Raw genomic sequence first — 14,039 nt, 5'->3', positions numbered from 1 at the left:
AAACAGGAGGAACCCATGGGCCACACGCAGGCCTACCTGACCCTGCACGACCTGCTGCCGCGGCAGGACCTGGCGGACGCCGTCGCATCCGGCCTCGTCAGCCGCAAGCGGCACCCCGAACTGCCGCTGTCCATCTACACCTACACGCGGACGGCACAGTACGAGCAGGTGTGGAACGACGTGACCGTGCGCTGCCGGGGGCTCGTCGCCGACGACGCCACCGGCGCCGTCGTCGCCCTGCCGCTGCCGAAGTTCTTCAACGTCGGCGAGCACGAGGCCGGCAGGCCGTACGCCCCGGCCCTGCCGGACGAGCCGTTCGAGGTGTACGAAAAGGTCGACGGCAGCCTCGCCGTGGTCTTCCACTACGCCGGCGCCTGGCGGGTCGCCTCCAAGGGTTCCTTCATCAGCGAGCAGGCCCGGTGGGCGCAGCGCCGCCTCGACGGCCGCGACACGTCCGGCCTGGTGCCCGGGGTGACGTACCTCGCGGAGATCCTGTACCCGCAGAACCGCATCGTCGTCGACTACGGCGACCGCCGCGACCTCGTCCTGCTCGCCGCGTACGGCCCCGACGGCACCGAGGTGCCGCTCGCCGAGGCCGCCGGCCACTGGGAGGGCGTCGGATCCGTCGTCCGCCTGTGGCCCGCCATGCCGCTCGACGAACTGGTCGCGCTCACCGGGGCGAGCCGGATGCCCGGCGGCGCCACCGCCACAGGCACCGAGGCGGAGGGCTTCGTCCTGCGGTTCGCCTCCGGGGTGCGCGCCAAGGCCAAGCTGTCCGAGTACGTACGCCTGCACAAGGTCCTCACCGGGGTCACCGAGCGGGACATCTGGCGCGCCCACGGCGTCCAGCGGTTCGCCGGCCTGCCCGCCAAGCAGCTCACGCAGACGCTGGGACTCACGGCGGCCGACTTCGAGGCCCACGGCGGCAAGCCGCTCGACGCGCTGCTGGAGCAGGTGCCGGACGAGTTCGACGCATGGGTGCGGGGGGTCGTCGACCGGCTCGAAGAGGAGGCCGCGCACCGCGAACGGGCCGTCGACGAGGCGTTCCGCGAGCTGGCCCACCTCGCCGCCGACCGGGGCGCGTTCGCGCGCGCCGCGAAGGCCCTGCCGGACGGCGGGATCCGCGCGGCCCTGTTCCTGCGTCTGGACGACCGTCCGACCGGACTCCTCATATGGCGGCAGATCCGGCCGCAGGCGTCCGACCCGTTCAAGCACGACGAGGAGAACTGACCAGTGTCCGCACGACCCGATGAGCCCGGCCGCCCCGTGGTCCACGTCATGACCGGGCTGCCCGCCTCCGGGAAGACGACGGCGGCCCGCGCCCTCCAGGCCGAGTCCGCAGGGCGGATGCGCCGCGTCAACCTCGACGACCTGCGCGCCATGCTCGACCTGCCCGACCCGGAGCGGGGGCGCTCGTACCGGCACGAGCAGACCGTGCTGGCCGTCCAGGACGCGGCGGTCCGCGCCGCCGTCGACGACGGCTTCGACGTCGTCGTCGACAACACCCACCTGACGTCCCGGATACCGAAGCGGCTCAAGGCGGCGGTCGCCGGCCGCGCCGGGTTCGTGGTGCACGACTTCACGCACGTGCCCGTCGAGGAGTGCCTGCGCCGCGACGCCGGCCGGGAGCGGCCCGTCGGCGAAGAGGTCATCCGAGGCCTCGCCCTGAAGCTGGCGAGCGCCCGCAAGGGCGGCTGGCGGCTGACCGCCGAGTGGCTGAACGACCAGCCGGCCGCGACGCCGTACACGGCCGACCCGGCGCTGCCGCCCGCGGTGATGTGCGACATCGACGGCACGCTGGCGCTCACCGGCGACCGCAGCCCGTACGACTTCACGCGCTGCGAGGTGGACCTGCTCAACGAGCCGGTGCGCTACGCGCTGGAGGCGTTCCGGCGGGCGGAGGGCGACACGATCGTGCTGCTGTCCGGCCGGGGCGAGGAGCACCGCCCGCAGACGGAGGCCTGGCTCGCGCGGCACGGGGTTCCGTACGACGAGCTGTGGATGCGGCCGCTCGGTGACACGCGGCGCGACGACGTGGTGAAGGCCGAGCTGTTCGACGCCCACGTCCGGCACCGGTACGCGGTACGGGTGTCGCTGGACGACCGGGACCGCGTCGTGGCGCTGTGGCGGCGGATGGGCCTGCCCACCTGGCAGGTCAACTACGGCGACTTCTAGTCCGGCTCCCGGCCGCCGGCCGCACGGGCGGCTCCCGAGCCCATACTGGGACCGTGAGCGTGCTGATCGTGGACGGGGCCAACGTCGTCGGATCCGTGCCGGACGGCTGGTGGCGCGACAGGAGGGGCGCGGCCGAGCGGCTGCGCGACCTGCTGGCACGCCGCGCGCCCTCCGCGGACGAGGAGGTCATCCTCGTCGTGGAGGGCGCGGCCAAGGGCGTCGAGTCGGTGCCCGGGGTACGGGTGGATACGGCGCCCGGGAGCGGCGACGACCGGATCGTGGAGCTGGCCGCCTCGTACGAGGGGCGCGACTGCGTCGTCGTCACCTCGGACCGGGAACTGCGCGCCCGGGTCCGGGCGTACGGGGCGCAGTGCGTGGGGCCGCGTGCCGTACGCCCGGGGAGCTGACCGGGCGGTCAGTTGCCGCAGAACTCGACGCGGTCGAGGTTCTTGACGTAGCGGGCGGCGACCCAGGCGTTCCTGTGGCTGTCGGCCGCCTTGGCGGCCTTGCCGTCCTGGGTGCGGTGCTCGGACCGGGGGGCGCGCTTGTCCGAGTCCTCCTCTTCGTCCGCGTCCTCGTCCGCGTCCTCGTCCGCGTCCTCGTCCTCGTCGTCGCGGTCGTCCTGGTCGTCGCGGTCGTCGCGGTCGTCCTGGTCCTCGCGGTCCTGGTCGTCCTCGTCCTCGTCGCGGTCGTCGGACTCGTCGCGGTCGTCGCGGTCGTCGTCCTCCCGGCCGTTGCCGTGGTCGTCGTCGAGGTGCAGGCGGTACCAGATGTCGTTGCCGTCGACCTTCTCGCCGCGGGTCTTGCACTGGATCGCGACCCGGTGGTCCGCCTTGACGTGGCCGAGGGCGTCCGAGTGCGTGGAGGGCTTGCTGCGGACCGTCAGGGAGCCGCGGGCCACGACCTTGCCGACGACGTAGTGCCTGTCGCGGTCCTTGCCGGACTGGTCGCTCCTCGGCTCCAGGAGGACGACCTGGCGGGCCGGCTCGTCGGCGGCGACGGCGGTGCCCGCGCCGGAGAAGCCGAGCACCAGGCTTCCGGCGGCGAGAGCGAGGACGGCCCTGGCGGGCTTCTGCATGTGCGGGCTCCTCATGCGAAGACGTCCACCCGGTCGCGAACGCGTCGCCGGCCGGGGGCTGCGACCGGACGGTCGCCAGGGACGACTATGGCGGGGACGTATCGCCCCGCCCCGGTGACTCACCGGCGTTTAGCCCGAAACGCCCAATATGGCGGGACAGCTCCCACGGCGGGCCCCGCCGGGGATGCGGGGGAGGGGCAGGCCGTCCACAGTGGTGGGCATGGGCATCAACGACTACAGCGGCGGCCCCGGCGCCGACCAGACCGGCGTGCTGGTCGTGACGACGAACGACGTCCCGGGCTACCGCGTCGAGCGCGTGATCGGTGAGGTGTTCGGCCTCACCGTCCGCTCCCGCCACCTCGGCAGCCAGATCGGCGCCGGTCTGAAGTCCATGATCGGTGGCGAGCTGAAGGGCCTGACGAAGACCCTCGTCGAGACCCGCAACCAGGCCATGGAACGGCTCATCGAGGCGGCCAAGGCCCGGGGCGGAAACGCCGTGCTGATGATGCGCTTCGACGTCACCGACGCCGCCGACGTGGGCACCGAGGTCTGCGCCTACGGCACGGCCGTGGTCCTCGCGCCCGCCGGCACGTAGTCGGCAGCTCCTCCCGACCCGCCCCGCGGGGTGTAGGGGCCGCGAACCTATGCTCGGGGCATGTACCGCCAGTCCGTGCCCGACGTATCCGTGATCATCGCCGTCTACAATGCGATGCCGTACCTGAGCGAATGCCTCGAATCGGTCATGGGTCAGACGATCGGCGCCGAACGCCTGGAGGTCATCGCCGTCGATGACGGCTCCACGGACGGCAGCGGCGCAGAACTCGACCGCTACGCCGCCCGGTACCCGCAGTTCCGGGCGGTGCACCAGCCCAACTCCGGCGGCCCCGGCGGCCCCCGCAACCGGGCCCTCGACCTCGCCCGCGGACGGTACGTCTTCTTCGCCGACGCCGACGACTACCTCGGGCCCGAAGCGCTGGAGCGCCTCGTCGACATGGCCGAGGCCCAGGGCAGCGACATCGTCCTCGCCAGGCAGGTGGGCCTGGGCAGGACCGTCTCGGACAAGGCCCACCGGCACGCCGCCGAGGCGGACCTCTACACCTCCGAGGTCTACCGCTCCCTGCACTCGGCCAAGCTGATGCGCCGCCGGGTCATCGAGAGCGAGCACCTGCGCTACCCCGAGGACCTCTGGTACGGCGAGGACCAGGTCTTCGTCACCTCCGTCTTCCTGGCCGCCGCCCGCATATCGGTCGTCGGCGACTACGACTGCTACTACCTGCGCCGCCGCGACGACGGGCAGAACCTGACCTCCCGGACACGCACCGCCCACGAGACCGTGGCGCACATCGAGCGCGTGATGGCGCTCGTCGCCGACCGGGTGGCCGACCCGGTCGGCCGCCGGAGGATGCTCGGCCGGCACTTCCGCAGCCTGCTGCGCACCGCCCTGCGGCCGGCCGTCGCCGCCCGCCACGACGCCCCGGCCTACACGCAGGAGGTCTACGCACGGGCGCGGGCGCTGGTCGAGGCGTACTGGACCCCCGACATGGGCGGCGAACTGCCGCGGATCGACTGGATCCGGCTCTACGCGTTCGTGTGCAGCCCGCTGCCCGTCTTCGAGCGGCTCATGGAACACGACACGGCCGAGGAGCCGCCGCCCCGCGATCTGGTCGAGAACGGCCGGGTCTACCGCTGCTTCCCGCTCTTCCGCGACCCGGCGGCCGGGCTGCCCGATGTGCTCTACGACGTCACCGACCAAATCAAGGCGCAGCACGAGCTGTCCTCGCTGGCCTGGCAGGGGCGCCGCCTGCGGATCGCCGGCCACGCCTGCATCCCGTCCCTCGGCGCCGCCGGCACGGAGACGGAACTCGTCCTGCGGGAGCGGGACACCGGCCGGGAGTTCACCGTCCCCGCCGAGCCCCGCCCGGCATCCGGGGCCGCCGAGGAAGGGCCGGAGCCCGACGGCGCCGGATTCCTCGCCGAGGTGGACCTGGCCCGCATCGCCGGCGGGGAGCCGATCCCGCCGGGCACCTGGGACTGCTTCCTCAACGTCCGCGCCGCCGGGGTGACCCGCACCGTCCGGCTGGGCCGCCGGCACGCCGCCGATCTGGACCGGACGGCCCGCCGGGCCAAGGTCCTGGCCCGCGACCCCGGAGGGGCGACCGAACTCGCGGCCGCTCCCTTCTACACGGCCTACGGCAACCTGAGCTTCGAGGTGGTCCGCCGCATCCCGCTGCCCACCGGGTAGGGGCGCGCGGCGGGCCGCCGCCGCACGCCGGACGGCGCTGCGTCCGTGCAGCGGGGGGCGGAAAACTTTTCCGGCTGCGGCGGCAACCTCCGGCGGGGTCGCGCGTCGTGCGGGGGTGAAGGGGCGTCATCCCGCGCCCCGCGACGACCGACCGTGGAGAACCACCATGAGCCATGCCAAGCGCCTTCCCGCGCCCGTCCGCCGGACGGCCGCCGCCGCTGCCGCTGCCGCCGGTGCGGCCCTCGCCCTCGCCGGGCCCGCCACCGCCGCACCCGCGCAGTCCGCGACGCCGTCACCCGTGCCCAGTACGGCGACCCCCGCGCCGGAGAGCGCCACCCCGAGCCCCGCCCCCAGCGCCACCCCGAGCAGGCCCTCCACCCCCGGCCCCCGGCCCAGCGCCTCGGTCAGCCACCCGCCGACCGCCGTCCCCAGCGCCGCGCCCAGCGCCCCCGCCACAGCCGGCGGGGCCGACGGTGGCGCCTCGGCCGCCTCGCCGTCGCCGGCCGGCAGCCAGCTCGCCGAGACCGGCTCCTCGACGGCCACCGCCGCCGTCGGGGCCGGTGCGGCCGTCCTGCTCGCCGCCGGGGGCGGCACCCTCTACGCCGTGCGGCGCCGGGCCGACGGCTGAGGACGCCCGTGCTCCACCTGGCACAGCCCGCACCGCTCGCACGCCCCGCCGTCCCCGGACTCCGCCGGGCATGGCGGGGCCTGCGGGCGCTGCTGCTGCTCAGCGAACCGTCCCCGCCGCAGGCCCCTGCCCGGCTCGCCACGACCCCGTACGGGCCCGCGCCCGGCCGGGAGTACGGGCCCGCCGACGCCTTCGGGGAGCCGGGGTCCGGCGCTGGGCCCCGGCCCACGGTGACGGCGCTCTACCACGCGCACCGGCTGGGCATGGTCCGCCTGGCCGTGCTGCTCGTCGACGACCTGGCCACCGCCGAGGACGTCGTCCAGGACGCCTTCACCGCCCTCTACCGCCGCCACGGCGAGGACATAGCCGAGGTCGACAACGCCCTGGGCTACCTGCGCACTGCCGTTGTCAACACCTCACGGTCCGTGCTGCGCCGCCGGCGGACCGCCCGTGCCTGGACCCCGCCGGCCCCGGTGGACGTACCGTCCGCGGAGGAGCACGTCGTCCTCGACGAGGCCCATAGGGAGGTCCTCGCGGCGCTCGCCCGGCTCACCCCCCGGCGCCGGCAGGTCCTCGTCCTGCGCTACTGGGCGGAGCTGAGCGAGGCGGAGATCGCCGCGACCCTCGGCATCAGCCGGGGCGCCGTGAAGTCGAACGCGAGCCGCGCCCTGGACGCGCTGGAACGGATCCTGGAGGGTCGGACATGACGTACGGCGAACGCCCCGTCGAGCGCCCGGTCGAGCGCAGACTGCGCCGGGCGCTCGGGGCCCGGGCGGCGTCGGTCACCGTACGGGACCTGCGTCCGGCGGACCCGCCGGGCCCGCAGGTGCGCCGCGGGGCCGGTGCGTGGCTGCGGTTGGCGCGGCACCGGCGGCGTCTCGCCCTGCCGGCGGCGGCCGGGCTGGCTGCGGCCGCCGCTGCCGCGGCCTACCTGCTGTCCGGGCAGGGCGCCGGACCGGTGCGGCCGGAGCCGCCGGCCGTGCCGCCCCCGTTCACGACGCCCGGGCCGGTACCCGGCACGCCCGGCCCGGACGCGCCGTCGGCGGTGCCGTCCCCGGAGCCGTCCTCGCCCGGTGCGACCCGGGCCACACCGGCACCGGGCCCCTCGGCGACCCCGCAGGGGCAGCGGCCGCCGGCCTCGCCCTCGGCGTCCGCTTCGCGGCCCGCGCCGCCGGCGTCCTCCCCGGCCCCGCAGCAGGGGACCGCGGCGGCGTCCGCGTCCCCGGGGCCGAGCCGCAGCGGGGGGTGACGTTCCGGGAGCCGGCGGCCGGGTTCGGCGGTGCGGCTCCCGGCCGCGGGGGTTCCCGCCGCGGGGCCGCCGGCTACGGGGCGGCCGGGTCGGGGGCGGCCGCTCCGGCGCAGGCGAGGTGGCCCCAGCGGGCGCCGACCTTCGCGATCGTCTCTCCGGAGGCGTACGGCTTGCCGCACGGGCAGCTGCCGGGGAACTTCGCCTTCACCGAGGCGCGCCCGCCGCGCCCGGAGCCCTTCCCGCCGGCGGAGGACGCCCGCTTGGCGGGCGCCGCGGAGGGACGCCGGGCGGGGGTGCTGCGCGAGGGGTCGGGCACGGGGATCCCGGCGGTGCCGAGCGCGGTCCCGGCGGCCTCCTGGGTGGTGGCGGCGTCGCTGGCGGCCTGGTCGGCGATGGCGTTCAGGCGGTCGCCGTCGGTGCGGTGCGCGGGGACGTAGCGGAACTCCACGTCCCGTTCGGCGAGGAGCGCGTCGATCCGCTCGACGAGCTCGCGGTTGGCGACGGGCTTGCCGGCGGCGGTCTTCCAGCCGTTGCGCTTCCAGCCGGGCAGCCACTGGGTCACGGCCTTCATGGCGTACTGGGAGTCCATCCGCACCTCGACGGCCGTCCCCGGCTCGAGGGCCTCCAACAGCCTTGCCAGTGCGGTGAGTTCGCCCACGTTGTTGGTGGCCCGGCCCAGCGGGCCGGCCTCCCAGCGCTCCGGGCTGCCCGCCGCGTCGGCGATGACCCACGCCCAGCCGGCCGGTCCCGGGTTGCCCTTCGCCGCTCCGTCGCAGGCGGCAATGATCCGATCAGACATCCCTCGATCATGCCGTACCGCGGACACTGCACGCGCCACGCGGCGGCTGGCGGCCGCTCAGGCCGGGGTCGGCGCGGAACCCGGCCGCATGTTCTCCACCACGTCGACGAGCGGGGCGAGCTCGGGGTTGCGGGCGGCCTCGTCGAGCGCCTCGCGGAGCGCGGCGTCGTTGGTCGGGCGGGCGGCCGCGAGCAGCTCGAGGCCGCTCTCGCTCACATCCGTATAGATGCCGCGCCGGTCGGTGTCGCAGAGGTAGCGGCTGAGCAGGCCGCGGTCCTCCAGGCGGCTGACCAGGCGGGTGGTGGCGCTCTGGCTCAGGACCACCGAGTCGGCGACCTGGTTCATGCGCAGGTGCCCGCCGGGGCCGTCGTGCTGGCGGCTGAGGACGTCGAGGAGGGAGTACTCGCGGACGCTCAGGCCGTGGTGCGCCTGGAGCGCGCGCTCGATGTGCGCCTCTATGCGGCTGTGCAGCAGGGAGAGGGCGCACCAGCCCTGGGAGAGGGCGGTGGGCGCGCCGTCGGTGGCCGTCATGGGGCTCCTCCTTCCGGGCCGGGTGCCCGCACGCCTCCAGGATAGGACACCGGTGCAATATCCCGCGCTTGCAAATATCCCGCGTGTGCAATTAATGTGGACGCAAGTAAGCGGCGGCTGCAAGGGCCGCGGCGGTACCTCCATTTCCTCCTTGAAGGGCACACCCCTCATGCCTCTCGCACTCCTGGCCCTCGCCATCGGGGCCTTCGGGATCGGCACCACCGAATTCGTGGTCATGGGCCTCCTGCCCGAGGTCGCGGCGGACTACGGCGTCTCGATCCCGACCGCCGGCTTCCTTGTGACCGGATACGCGCTGGGCGTCGTCCTCGGCGCCCCCGTCATGACCGTCCTCGGCACCCGCATACCGCGCAAGCGGATGCTGATGCTGCTCATGGGGCTGTTCATCGCCGGCAACCTGCTGTCCGCCCTCGCACCCGCCTTCGGTGCCATGCTCGCCGGACGGGTCGTCGCCTCCCTGGCCCACGGAGCCTTCTTCGGCATCGGCGCGGTCGTGGCCGCCGAACTCGTCGCCCCCGAGAAGAAGGCCGGGGCCATAGCGATGATGTTCACCGGCCTCACCGTCGCCAACGTCGTGGGCGTCCCCCTCGGCACCCTCGTCGGCCAGACCCTCGGCTGGCGCACCACGTTCCTCATCGTCGCCGCCCTCGGCGTCGCCGGACTCCTCGGCATAGCCCGACTCGTCCCCGAGCTGCCCCGGCCAGAGGGCGTCCGCGTCCGGCACGAGCTGGCCGCCTTCAAGAACGTGCAGGTCCTGCTCGCGATGGCGATGACGGTCCTGGGATTCGGCGGCGTCTTCGCCGCCATCACCTACATCACGCCGATGATGACCGAGACGGCCGGCTTCGCGGACTCCTCGGTCACCTGGATCCTCGTCCTCTTCGGCCTCGGCATGGTCGCCGGCAACCTCGTGGGCGGCCGCTTCGCCGACCGGGCGCTGATGGCCATGCTGTACGGATCCCTCGCGTCCCTCGCCCTCGTCCTCGCCCTGTTCACGGTGACCGCCCACCACAAGGCGGCGGCCGCCGCCACCGTCGTCCTCATCGGCGCCCTCGGCTTCGCGACCGTGCCGCCGCTCCAGAAGCGGGTCCTCGACCAGGCCGCCGGCGCCCCCACCCTCGCCTCCGCCGTCAACATAGGCGCCTTCAACCTGGGCAACGCCCTGGCCGCCTGGCTCGGCGGGCTCGTCATAGCCGCCGGCCTCGGCTGGACCGCCCCGAACTGGGTCGGCGCCGCGCTCGCCGGGTCCGCCCTGGTGCTCGCCGTCGTCTCCGGCGTCCTGGAGCGGCGCGACGCCCCCCGCCCCGGACGCGTCGCCGCCTCCTCTACCGCGGCGGCGGCGACCGCCGAAGCGCCCGTACCCGCCGGCGCCCGCCGCTGACCCGCGGGACGCCCGCCCCGAACCCTCGCCCCCGCCCCCGCAGGCCGGGCCCGGCACCGCCCCGCCCCACCCACATCCAGGAGGCACCGCATGGCCGCCACCACCGCCCTCGCCGCCGCCCCGCTGACCAGCGGGGAGGCCGAGCTGCTGCTCCCCGCCGCGCGGAGCGCCGCCGAGGCGGCCGGCGCCGGCGTCAGCATCACCGCCCTCGATGCCGGAGGCCGTCTGCTGGCCTTCCGCCGCGACGACCGGGCCGTGCTGATCTCCGGCGAGACCAGCACCCGCAAGGCCTGCACCGCGCTCCAGCTGAACGCCCCGACCGCCGACCTGGTCGACGCCGTCCGGCCCGACGGCCCCTTCCGCACACTGGCCACCGCCCTCGACCGGCCGCTGCCGTTCATATCGGGCGGCCTGCCCGTCCACCGCGGCGGCCGCCTCGTCGGCGCCGTCGGCGTCGGCGGGGCCGCCCCCGAGGAGGACCACGGCTTCGCCGCCGCGGCCGTCGCCCCACTGGCCGCCTGACGGCACCGGCCCCGGGTCGCGCTCGCGGATCCCCCGTGCCACGTTGGTACGGGGAGGCGGGGACACATGATGCGACAGCACGAGCACGCCAGGAGAGGCCGCACCACCGCGACGGCAACAGTAGCCGCGCTCCTCGTCCTTGCCCTCCCCGGCTGCACGGCCGCCCCCGACGGTGCCCGCGCCCCGGCCCCCGCCGGGACCGTCAGCGCTCCCGGCACGGCAGCCGCGCCCACCGCCTCGGAGCCGGCCGCTGCGGCCGCCCCCGCCCCCACGCCGTCGTACGCGCTGTCCTCCGCCCCGCGCACCGTGCCGGCCGTCCGCGAGCACGTGCCCGCCCGCGGGCCCGGCTGGCGGCCCGCCCCCGATGCGCGGGTCGTCGTACCGGCGGCCGACAGCGCGGCCCTGGCGGACGAGGGCAGGCTGCTCGCCGGCGAACTGCGCATGCAGTTCGCCGACAGTGCAGCGGCGCGCAGCGGCGATGTCGAACTCGCCCTCGGGGTCCCGGGCTCCGGGGGGCCCGAGTCGTACACGCTGACCGTGCAGGACGGTCGGGTCCGGATCACCGGACCCGACCAGGCCGGCGTCTTCTACGGCACCCGGACCCTGAAACAGGAGGTGGCCCGCGCCGGTTCGGCGCCCGAGGGCACCGTGCGCGACGGCCCCGCCGTCCCGCAGCGCGGCCTCAACCTCGACATCGCCCGGAAGAACTTCACCGCCGGCTGGATCGAGGACCGGCTGAGGCAGATGGCCGACCTCAAGCTCAACCAGCTCGGCCTGCACTTCTCGGACGACCAGGCCTTCCGGATCGAGTCGGACACCCATCCGGAGATCGTCTCCACCCCGCACCTCACCAAGGCGGAGGTGCGGCGCATCACCGCCCTCGCCGCCCGGCTGCACATCGCCGTCGTCCCCGAGATCGACTCGCCGGGGCACCTGGGAGCCGTGCTGCGCGTCCACCCGGACCTCCAGCTGCGCGACGCGCAGGGCAAGGCGGTCAAGGGGGCCGTCGACATCTCCAACCCCGCCGCGGCCCGCCTCGTCGACGAGCTGCTGCGCGAGTACCTGCCGCTGTTCCCCGGCACCGCCTGGCACCTGGGCGCCGACGAGTACCAGGCGCTCGTCTACCGCGACCCGCAAGCGTCCTTCCCGCAGCTGGCCCGCGCCGCCCGGGAGCGGTTCGGGCCGTCCGCGAAGGTCCAGGACCTGGCGACGGGCTGGCTCAACGACCGGGCGGCCGTCGTCCGCCCCGCGGGCCGGGTGCCGAAGGCCTGGAACGACGGCTTCTTCGCCGGCGGGGTCGCGCAGCCCGCCGCCGACATCCAGGCCGAGTACTGGACGGGCCGCGAGATCGGGGCGCGCCCGCCGCTGCCGTACCTGCAGGAGGGGCGCAAGGTCGTCAACCTCAACGACGAGTACCTGTACTACGTCCTGGGCGAGCCGAACGACTTCACGTACCCGACGGGGCAGCGCATCTACGAGGAGTGGACACCGCTGGTGCTGCGCGGCACCACCCCCGTCCCGACCCGCTACGCGCCGCAGATCCTCGGCGCCCGCTTCGCGGTCTGGTGCGACCTCGCCGGTGCGCAGACCCAGGAGCAGGTGGCCGCCGGGATCAGGCTGCCGCTGGCGGCGCTCGCGCAGAAGGTGTGGGACCCCCGTCCGCCGCAGCAGGACTGGGCCGCGTTCAGGGCCCTCGCCGACGGGCTCTGAGGATCACGGCAAGGCGTCGGCTCCGGTACGGCGTCGGCGGCCCGGGCAGCGGGCGCCCGGCGTGGCGGTCAGCCGGCGCGCCCGCCGGCCCGCTCGCGGCGCTGCCAGCGGTACCGGGCCAGCTGGGCGAGCACCGGCAGCGCCATCACGACGGTCAGGGTCCACGTTCCGGCGAAGGCCCAGATCAGCGGCGGTGAGACCGTCACCGAGGCCGCGATCAGGAGGGCCAGCGTCACGGCTCCGAGTGCGCCCGCGGCCATGGCCTGGTGGCGCAGCCGCGCGAAGCGCATGATCCGGGCCAGCGACCGGTCGCCCTTGAGGTGCGCCTCGATCGCTGAGAGAGTGCGCCGTTCGCGGTCGGAGAGTCCTGCTCCGTCCATCACGTACCTCCAGGGGCTGCCGACGCCGGGTGCGGACCGCAGCCGCTGACCTGCCGCTACCCGCCCGCGCCCGGGTCAATCCCCGCGGCCGGGGCGGCCCGCCCGGGGGCGGGTCCGCCGTGCCGCGGGGACGGCCCGCCGGTCACCAGATGGAGTCGACCCACTCCGGGTGGTCGATGAACGGGTTCCGGTTGTGCTGGTAGACGTCGAAGATCACCTGGTTGCGGCGGCGTTCGAAGGCGTCCGGCGGGTCGATCCGGTTCCACTCCTTCAGCACGGAGATCCGGCCCATGGCCGGGGCGCTGCCGTTGCTCACCCGGTCGTTGACCTCCAGGTCGGCGAAGCCGTCGCCGCCGTCGTAGCGGACGGCCATGTAGAGCAGCATGCGGGCCACGTCGCCCTTGACGGCGTCGCGCGGCTCGAAGGAGTCGGCGTCGGTGAAGCTGCCGGGGGCTTCGGGGACCGGGCTGCCGCCTTCGTCGAAGTCCTTGTTGCCGCGGATGCTGTTGACGGTGACGTCCTCGGGGCGCAGGTGGTGCAGGTCGGTGCCCGGGCCGGTGGTGGTGCCGAAGTCGCCGTGGCTCTTGGCCCAGACGTGCTCGCGGTTCCAGTCGTCGGAGTCGCCGCCGTAGGCCGACTTGGACTGGGAGCGGCCGGAGTACACCAGGATCACGTTGGCGGGGTTGGCGGGGTCCTGGTCGGTCGCCTTCAGTGCGTTCCAGACGCTGCTGTAGCCGATCTTCGACTGGTTCTTCACGATGTCGTGGAGCGCGCTCTTCAGGGCGGCGCCGGTCTTGCCCTCGGCGGGCGCGTAGTACGCGTCGTACGCGTCGGCGGAGGTGGCCGCGGCCACCGCGGCGGAGGTGCCGGAGGGGGCGGCCGTGTCTGCCTGCCGAATCGTTCCGGCGGACGCCGCTGCCGGTATGCCGATCAGCGCGGCGGCGGCGAGACCGGCCGCCCAGGCGGAATGGCGGGACATCTTCATGGTGTGGGGGACCTCTTCACGTGCACCGCTCCCGCCATGGCGGTTGGCGGGACGTCAGGTGGCAGAGCGAGGGTCATATTGTCATGTGCCCAACAGGTGAACGCCATGTGTACGCAGCTGGGACTTTCACGCTCCGCCGAACAACCGTCAGCCCCCGGCGGGATGAGGGGCGGTCCCGCCCCCTCGGCAGCGGCCCCGCGCGCGGGCAGTAGGGGCGGGGCCGCGCGCCGGGCGGCAACTGCACATGGGCGGCGACGACTTCGAGGGCGGCTTCGACACCCCGGAGTGCAGCGGATTCCGGCCGCCTTCGCCGCCGCCGGCAAGCCGGTACCGCCTGGATG

At 74.9% G+C, this 14,039-nt stretch carries 16 protein-coding genes; 11 read left to right on the top strand and 5 right to left on the bottom strand.

Annotated elements, in window-relative coordinates:
- Positions 1 to 15: 15 nt before the first annotated feature.
- From ACZ462_RS04410 to ACZ462_RS04400, 3 genes are read left to right on the top strand one after another with little or no spacing between them, the layout of a single operon-like run.
- Positions 16 to 1,230 carry an RNA ligase gene (locus ACZ462_RS04410; RefSeq protein ID WP_467808155.1) on the top strand — a complete coding sequence of 405 codons (1,215 nt, stop codon included), beginning with the start codon at positions 16 to 18 and terminating at the stop codon, positions 1,228 to 1,230.
- 3 nt (positions 1,231 to 1,233) lie between these two features.
- Positions 1,234 to 2,175, top strand: coding sequence for a phosphatase domain-containing protein (locus tag ACZ462_RS04405; protein ID WP_467808157.1), 942 nt, complete (start codon positions 1,234 to 1,236; stop codon positions 2,173 to 2,175).
- A 53-nt stretch (positions 2,176 to 2,228) separates the two neighbouring features.
- Positions 2,229 to 2,582 (top strand): NYN domain-containing protein, encoded by a 354-nt coding sequence (locus tag ACZ462_RS04400; protein WP_467808158.1) that lies wholly within the window; start codon positions 2,229 to 2,231, stop codon positions 2,580 to 2,582.
- 8 nt (positions 2,583 to 2,590) lie between these two features.
- Here ACZ462_RS04400 and ACZ462_RS04395 read toward each other — a convergent pair whose 3' ends face one another.
- Positions 2,591 to 3,253, bottom strand: coding sequence for a hypothetical protein (locus tag ACZ462_RS04395; RefSeq protein ID WP_467808159.1), 663 nt, complete (start codon positions 3,251 to 3,253; stop codon positions 2,591 to 2,593).
- A gap of 220 nt (positions 3,254 to 3,473) precedes the next feature.
- Between ACZ462_RS04395 and ACZ462_RS04390 the strand changes: the two genes are divergently transcribed.
- The 5 genes from ACZ462_RS04390 to ACZ462_RS04370 all read left to right on the top strand — a co-directional run bounded on the left by ACZ462_RS04390 (position 3,474) and on the right by ACZ462_RS04370 (position 7,372).
- On the top strand, positions 3,474 to 3,848 hold the full coding sequence (locus ACZ462_RS04390) for a YbjQ family protein (RefSeq protein WP_467808160.1): 375 nt from the start codon (positions 3,474 to 3,476) through the stop codon (positions 3,846 to 3,848).
- 60 nt (positions 3,849 to 3,908) lie between these two features.
- Entirely contained in the window at positions 3,909 to 5,495 is a 1,587-nt protein-coding gene (locus ACZ462_RS04385; RefSeq protein WP_467808162.1) for a glycosyltransferase family 2 protein, read from the top strand.
- A 166-nt stretch (positions 5,496 to 5,661) separates the two neighbouring features.
- Positions 5,662 to 6,123, top strand: coding sequence for an LAETG motif-containing sortase-dependent surface protein (locus ACZ462_RS04380; RefSeq protein ID WP_467808163.1), 462 nt, complete (start codon positions 5,662 to 5,664; stop codon positions 6,121 to 6,123).
- A gap of 8 nt (positions 6,124 to 6,131) precedes the next feature.
- Positions 6,132 to 6,830 (top strand): RNA polymerase sigma factor, encoded by a 699-nt coding sequence (locus ACZ462_RS04375; protein ID WP_467808165.1) that lies wholly within the window; start codon positions 6,132 to 6,134, stop codon positions 6,828 to 6,830.
- Positions 6,827 to 7,372: a hypothetical protein gene (locus tag ACZ462_RS04370; RefSeq protein WP_467808166.1), complete on the top strand. Its 546-nt coding sequence runs from the start codon at positions 6,827 to 6,829 to the stop codon at positions 7,370 to 7,372. Before ACZ462_RS04375 ends, ACZ462_RS04370 begins: the two co-directional genes overlap by 4 nt.
- Before the next feature lie 73 nt (positions 7,373 to 7,445).
- On the opposite strand, the gene ACZ462_RS04365 is transcribed toward ACZ462_RS04370, so the two are convergent.
- Complete coding sequence (locus ACZ462_RS04365; RefSeq protein ID WP_467808167.1) at positions 7,446 to 8,171, bottom strand: ribonuclease H family protein; 726 nt, start codon at positions 8,169 to 8,171, stop codon at positions 7,446 to 7,448.
- A gap of 57 nt (positions 8,172 to 8,228) precedes the next feature.
- Positions 8,229 to 8,702: a MarR family winged helix-turn-helix transcriptional regulator gene (locus tag ACZ462_RS04360; RefSeq protein ID WP_467808168.1), complete on the bottom strand. Its 474-nt coding sequence runs from the start codon at positions 8,700 to 8,702 to the stop codon at positions 8,229 to 8,231.
- A 169-nt stretch (positions 8,703 to 8,871) separates the two neighbouring features.
- On the opposite strand from ACZ462_RS04360, the gene ACZ462_RS04355 reads away from it, so the two are divergent.
- The 3 genes from ACZ462_RS04355 to ACZ462_RS04345 all read left to right on the top strand — a co-directional run bounded on the left by ACZ462_RS04355 (position 8,872) and on the right by ACZ462_RS04345 (position 12,333).
- Complete coding sequence (locus ACZ462_RS04355; protein ID WP_467808169.1) at positions 8,872 to 10,101, top strand: MFS transporter; 1,230 nt, start codon at positions 8,872 to 8,874, stop codon at positions 10,099 to 10,101.
- Between the two features lie 90 nt (positions 10,102 to 10,191).
- Entirely contained in the window at positions 10,192 to 10,623 is a 432-nt protein-coding gene (locus ACZ462_RS04350; protein WP_467808170.1) for a heme-binding protein, read from the top strand.
- Between the two features lie 66 nt (positions 10,624 to 10,689).
- Positions 10,690 to 12,333, top strand: a complete 1,644-nt coding sequence (locus tag ACZ462_RS04345) for a beta-N-acetylhexosaminidase (RefSeq protein WP_467808172.1) — start codon at positions 10,690 to 10,692, stop codon at positions 12,331 to 12,333.
- 68 nt (positions 12,334 to 12,401) lie between these two features.
- Here ACZ462_RS04345 and ACZ462_RS04340 read toward each other — a convergent pair whose 3' ends face one another.
- Positions 12,402 to 12,713, bottom strand: a complete 312-nt coding sequence (locus tag ACZ462_RS04340) for a DUF3040 domain-containing protein (protein ID WP_467808173.1) — start codon at positions 12,711 to 12,713, stop codon at positions 12,402 to 12,404.
- 142 nt (positions 12,714 to 12,855) lie between these two features.
- Positions 12,856 to 13,692 (bottom strand): endonuclease I family protein, encoded by an 837-nt coding sequence (locus tag ACZ462_RS04335; protein WP_467808174.1) that lies wholly within the window; start codon positions 13,690 to 13,692, stop codon positions 12,856 to 12,858.
- Positions 13,693 to 14,039 lie beyond the last annotated feature (347 nt).

It is taken from the genome of Streptomyces sp. NPDC031121 (genome assembly GCF_055570615.1).
The sequence above is the reverse complement of the archived record's forward strand: the minus strand, read 5'-3'. Positions and strand labels throughout refer to the sequence as shown.

Excerpts from the sequence above, each read along its gene's own strand:
- ACZ462_RS04395 (WP_467808159.1), bottom strand. The coding sequence starts at position 3,253 with ATGCAGAAGCCCGCCAGGGCCGTCCTCGCTCTCGCCGCCGGAAGCCTG.
- ACZ462_RS04360 (WP_467808168.1), bottom strand. The coding sequence starts at position 8,702 with ATGACGGCCACCGACGGCGCGCCCACCGCCCTCTCCCAGGGCTGGTGC.
- ACZ462_RS04390 (WP_467808160.1), top strand. The coding sequence starts at position 3,474 with ATGGGCATCAACGACTACAGCGGCGGCCCCGGCGCCGACCAGACCGGC.
- ACZ462_RS04380 (WP_467808163.1), top strand. The coding sequence starts at position 5,662 with ATGAGCCATGCCAAGCGCCTTCCCGCGCCCGTCCGCCGGACGGCCGCC.
- ACZ462_RS04410 (WP_467808155.1), top strand. The coding sequence starts at position 16 with ATGGGCCACACGCAGGCCTACCTGACCCTGCACGACCTGCTGCCGCGG.
- ACZ462_RS04370 (WP_467808166.1), top strand. The coding sequence starts at position 6,827 with ATGACGTACGGCGAACGCCCCGTCGAGCGCCCGGTCGAGCGCAGACTG.
- ACZ462_RS04350 (WP_467808170.1), top strand. The coding sequence starts at position 10,192 with ATGGCCGCCACCACCGCCCTCGCCGCCGCCCCGCTGACCAGCGGGGAG.
- ACZ462_RS04365 (WP_467808167.1), bottom strand. The coding sequence starts at position 8,171 with ATGTCTGATCGGATCATTGCCGCCTGCGACGGAGCGGCGAAGGGCAAC.
- ACZ462_RS04335 (WP_467808174.1), bottom strand. The coding sequence starts at position 13,692 with ATGTCCCGCCATTCCGCCTGGGCGGCCGGTCTCGCCGCCGCCGCGCTG.
- ACZ462_RS04355 (WP_467808169.1), top strand. The coding sequence starts at position 8,872 with ATGCCTCTCGCACTCCTGGCCCTCGCCATCGGGGCCTTCGGGATCGGC.
- ACZ462_RS04345 (WP_467808172.1), top strand. The coding sequence starts at position 10,690 with ATGATGCGACAGCACGAGCACGCCAGGAGAGGCCGCACCACCGCGACG.
- ACZ462_RS04385 (WP_467808162.1), top strand. The coding sequence starts at position 3,909 with ATGTACCGCCAGTCCGTGCCCGACGTATCCGTGATCATCGCCGTCTAC.
- ACZ462_RS04340 (WP_467808173.1), bottom strand. The coding sequence starts at position 12,713 with ATGGACGGAGCAGGACTCTCCGACCGCGAACGGCGCACTCTCTCAGCG.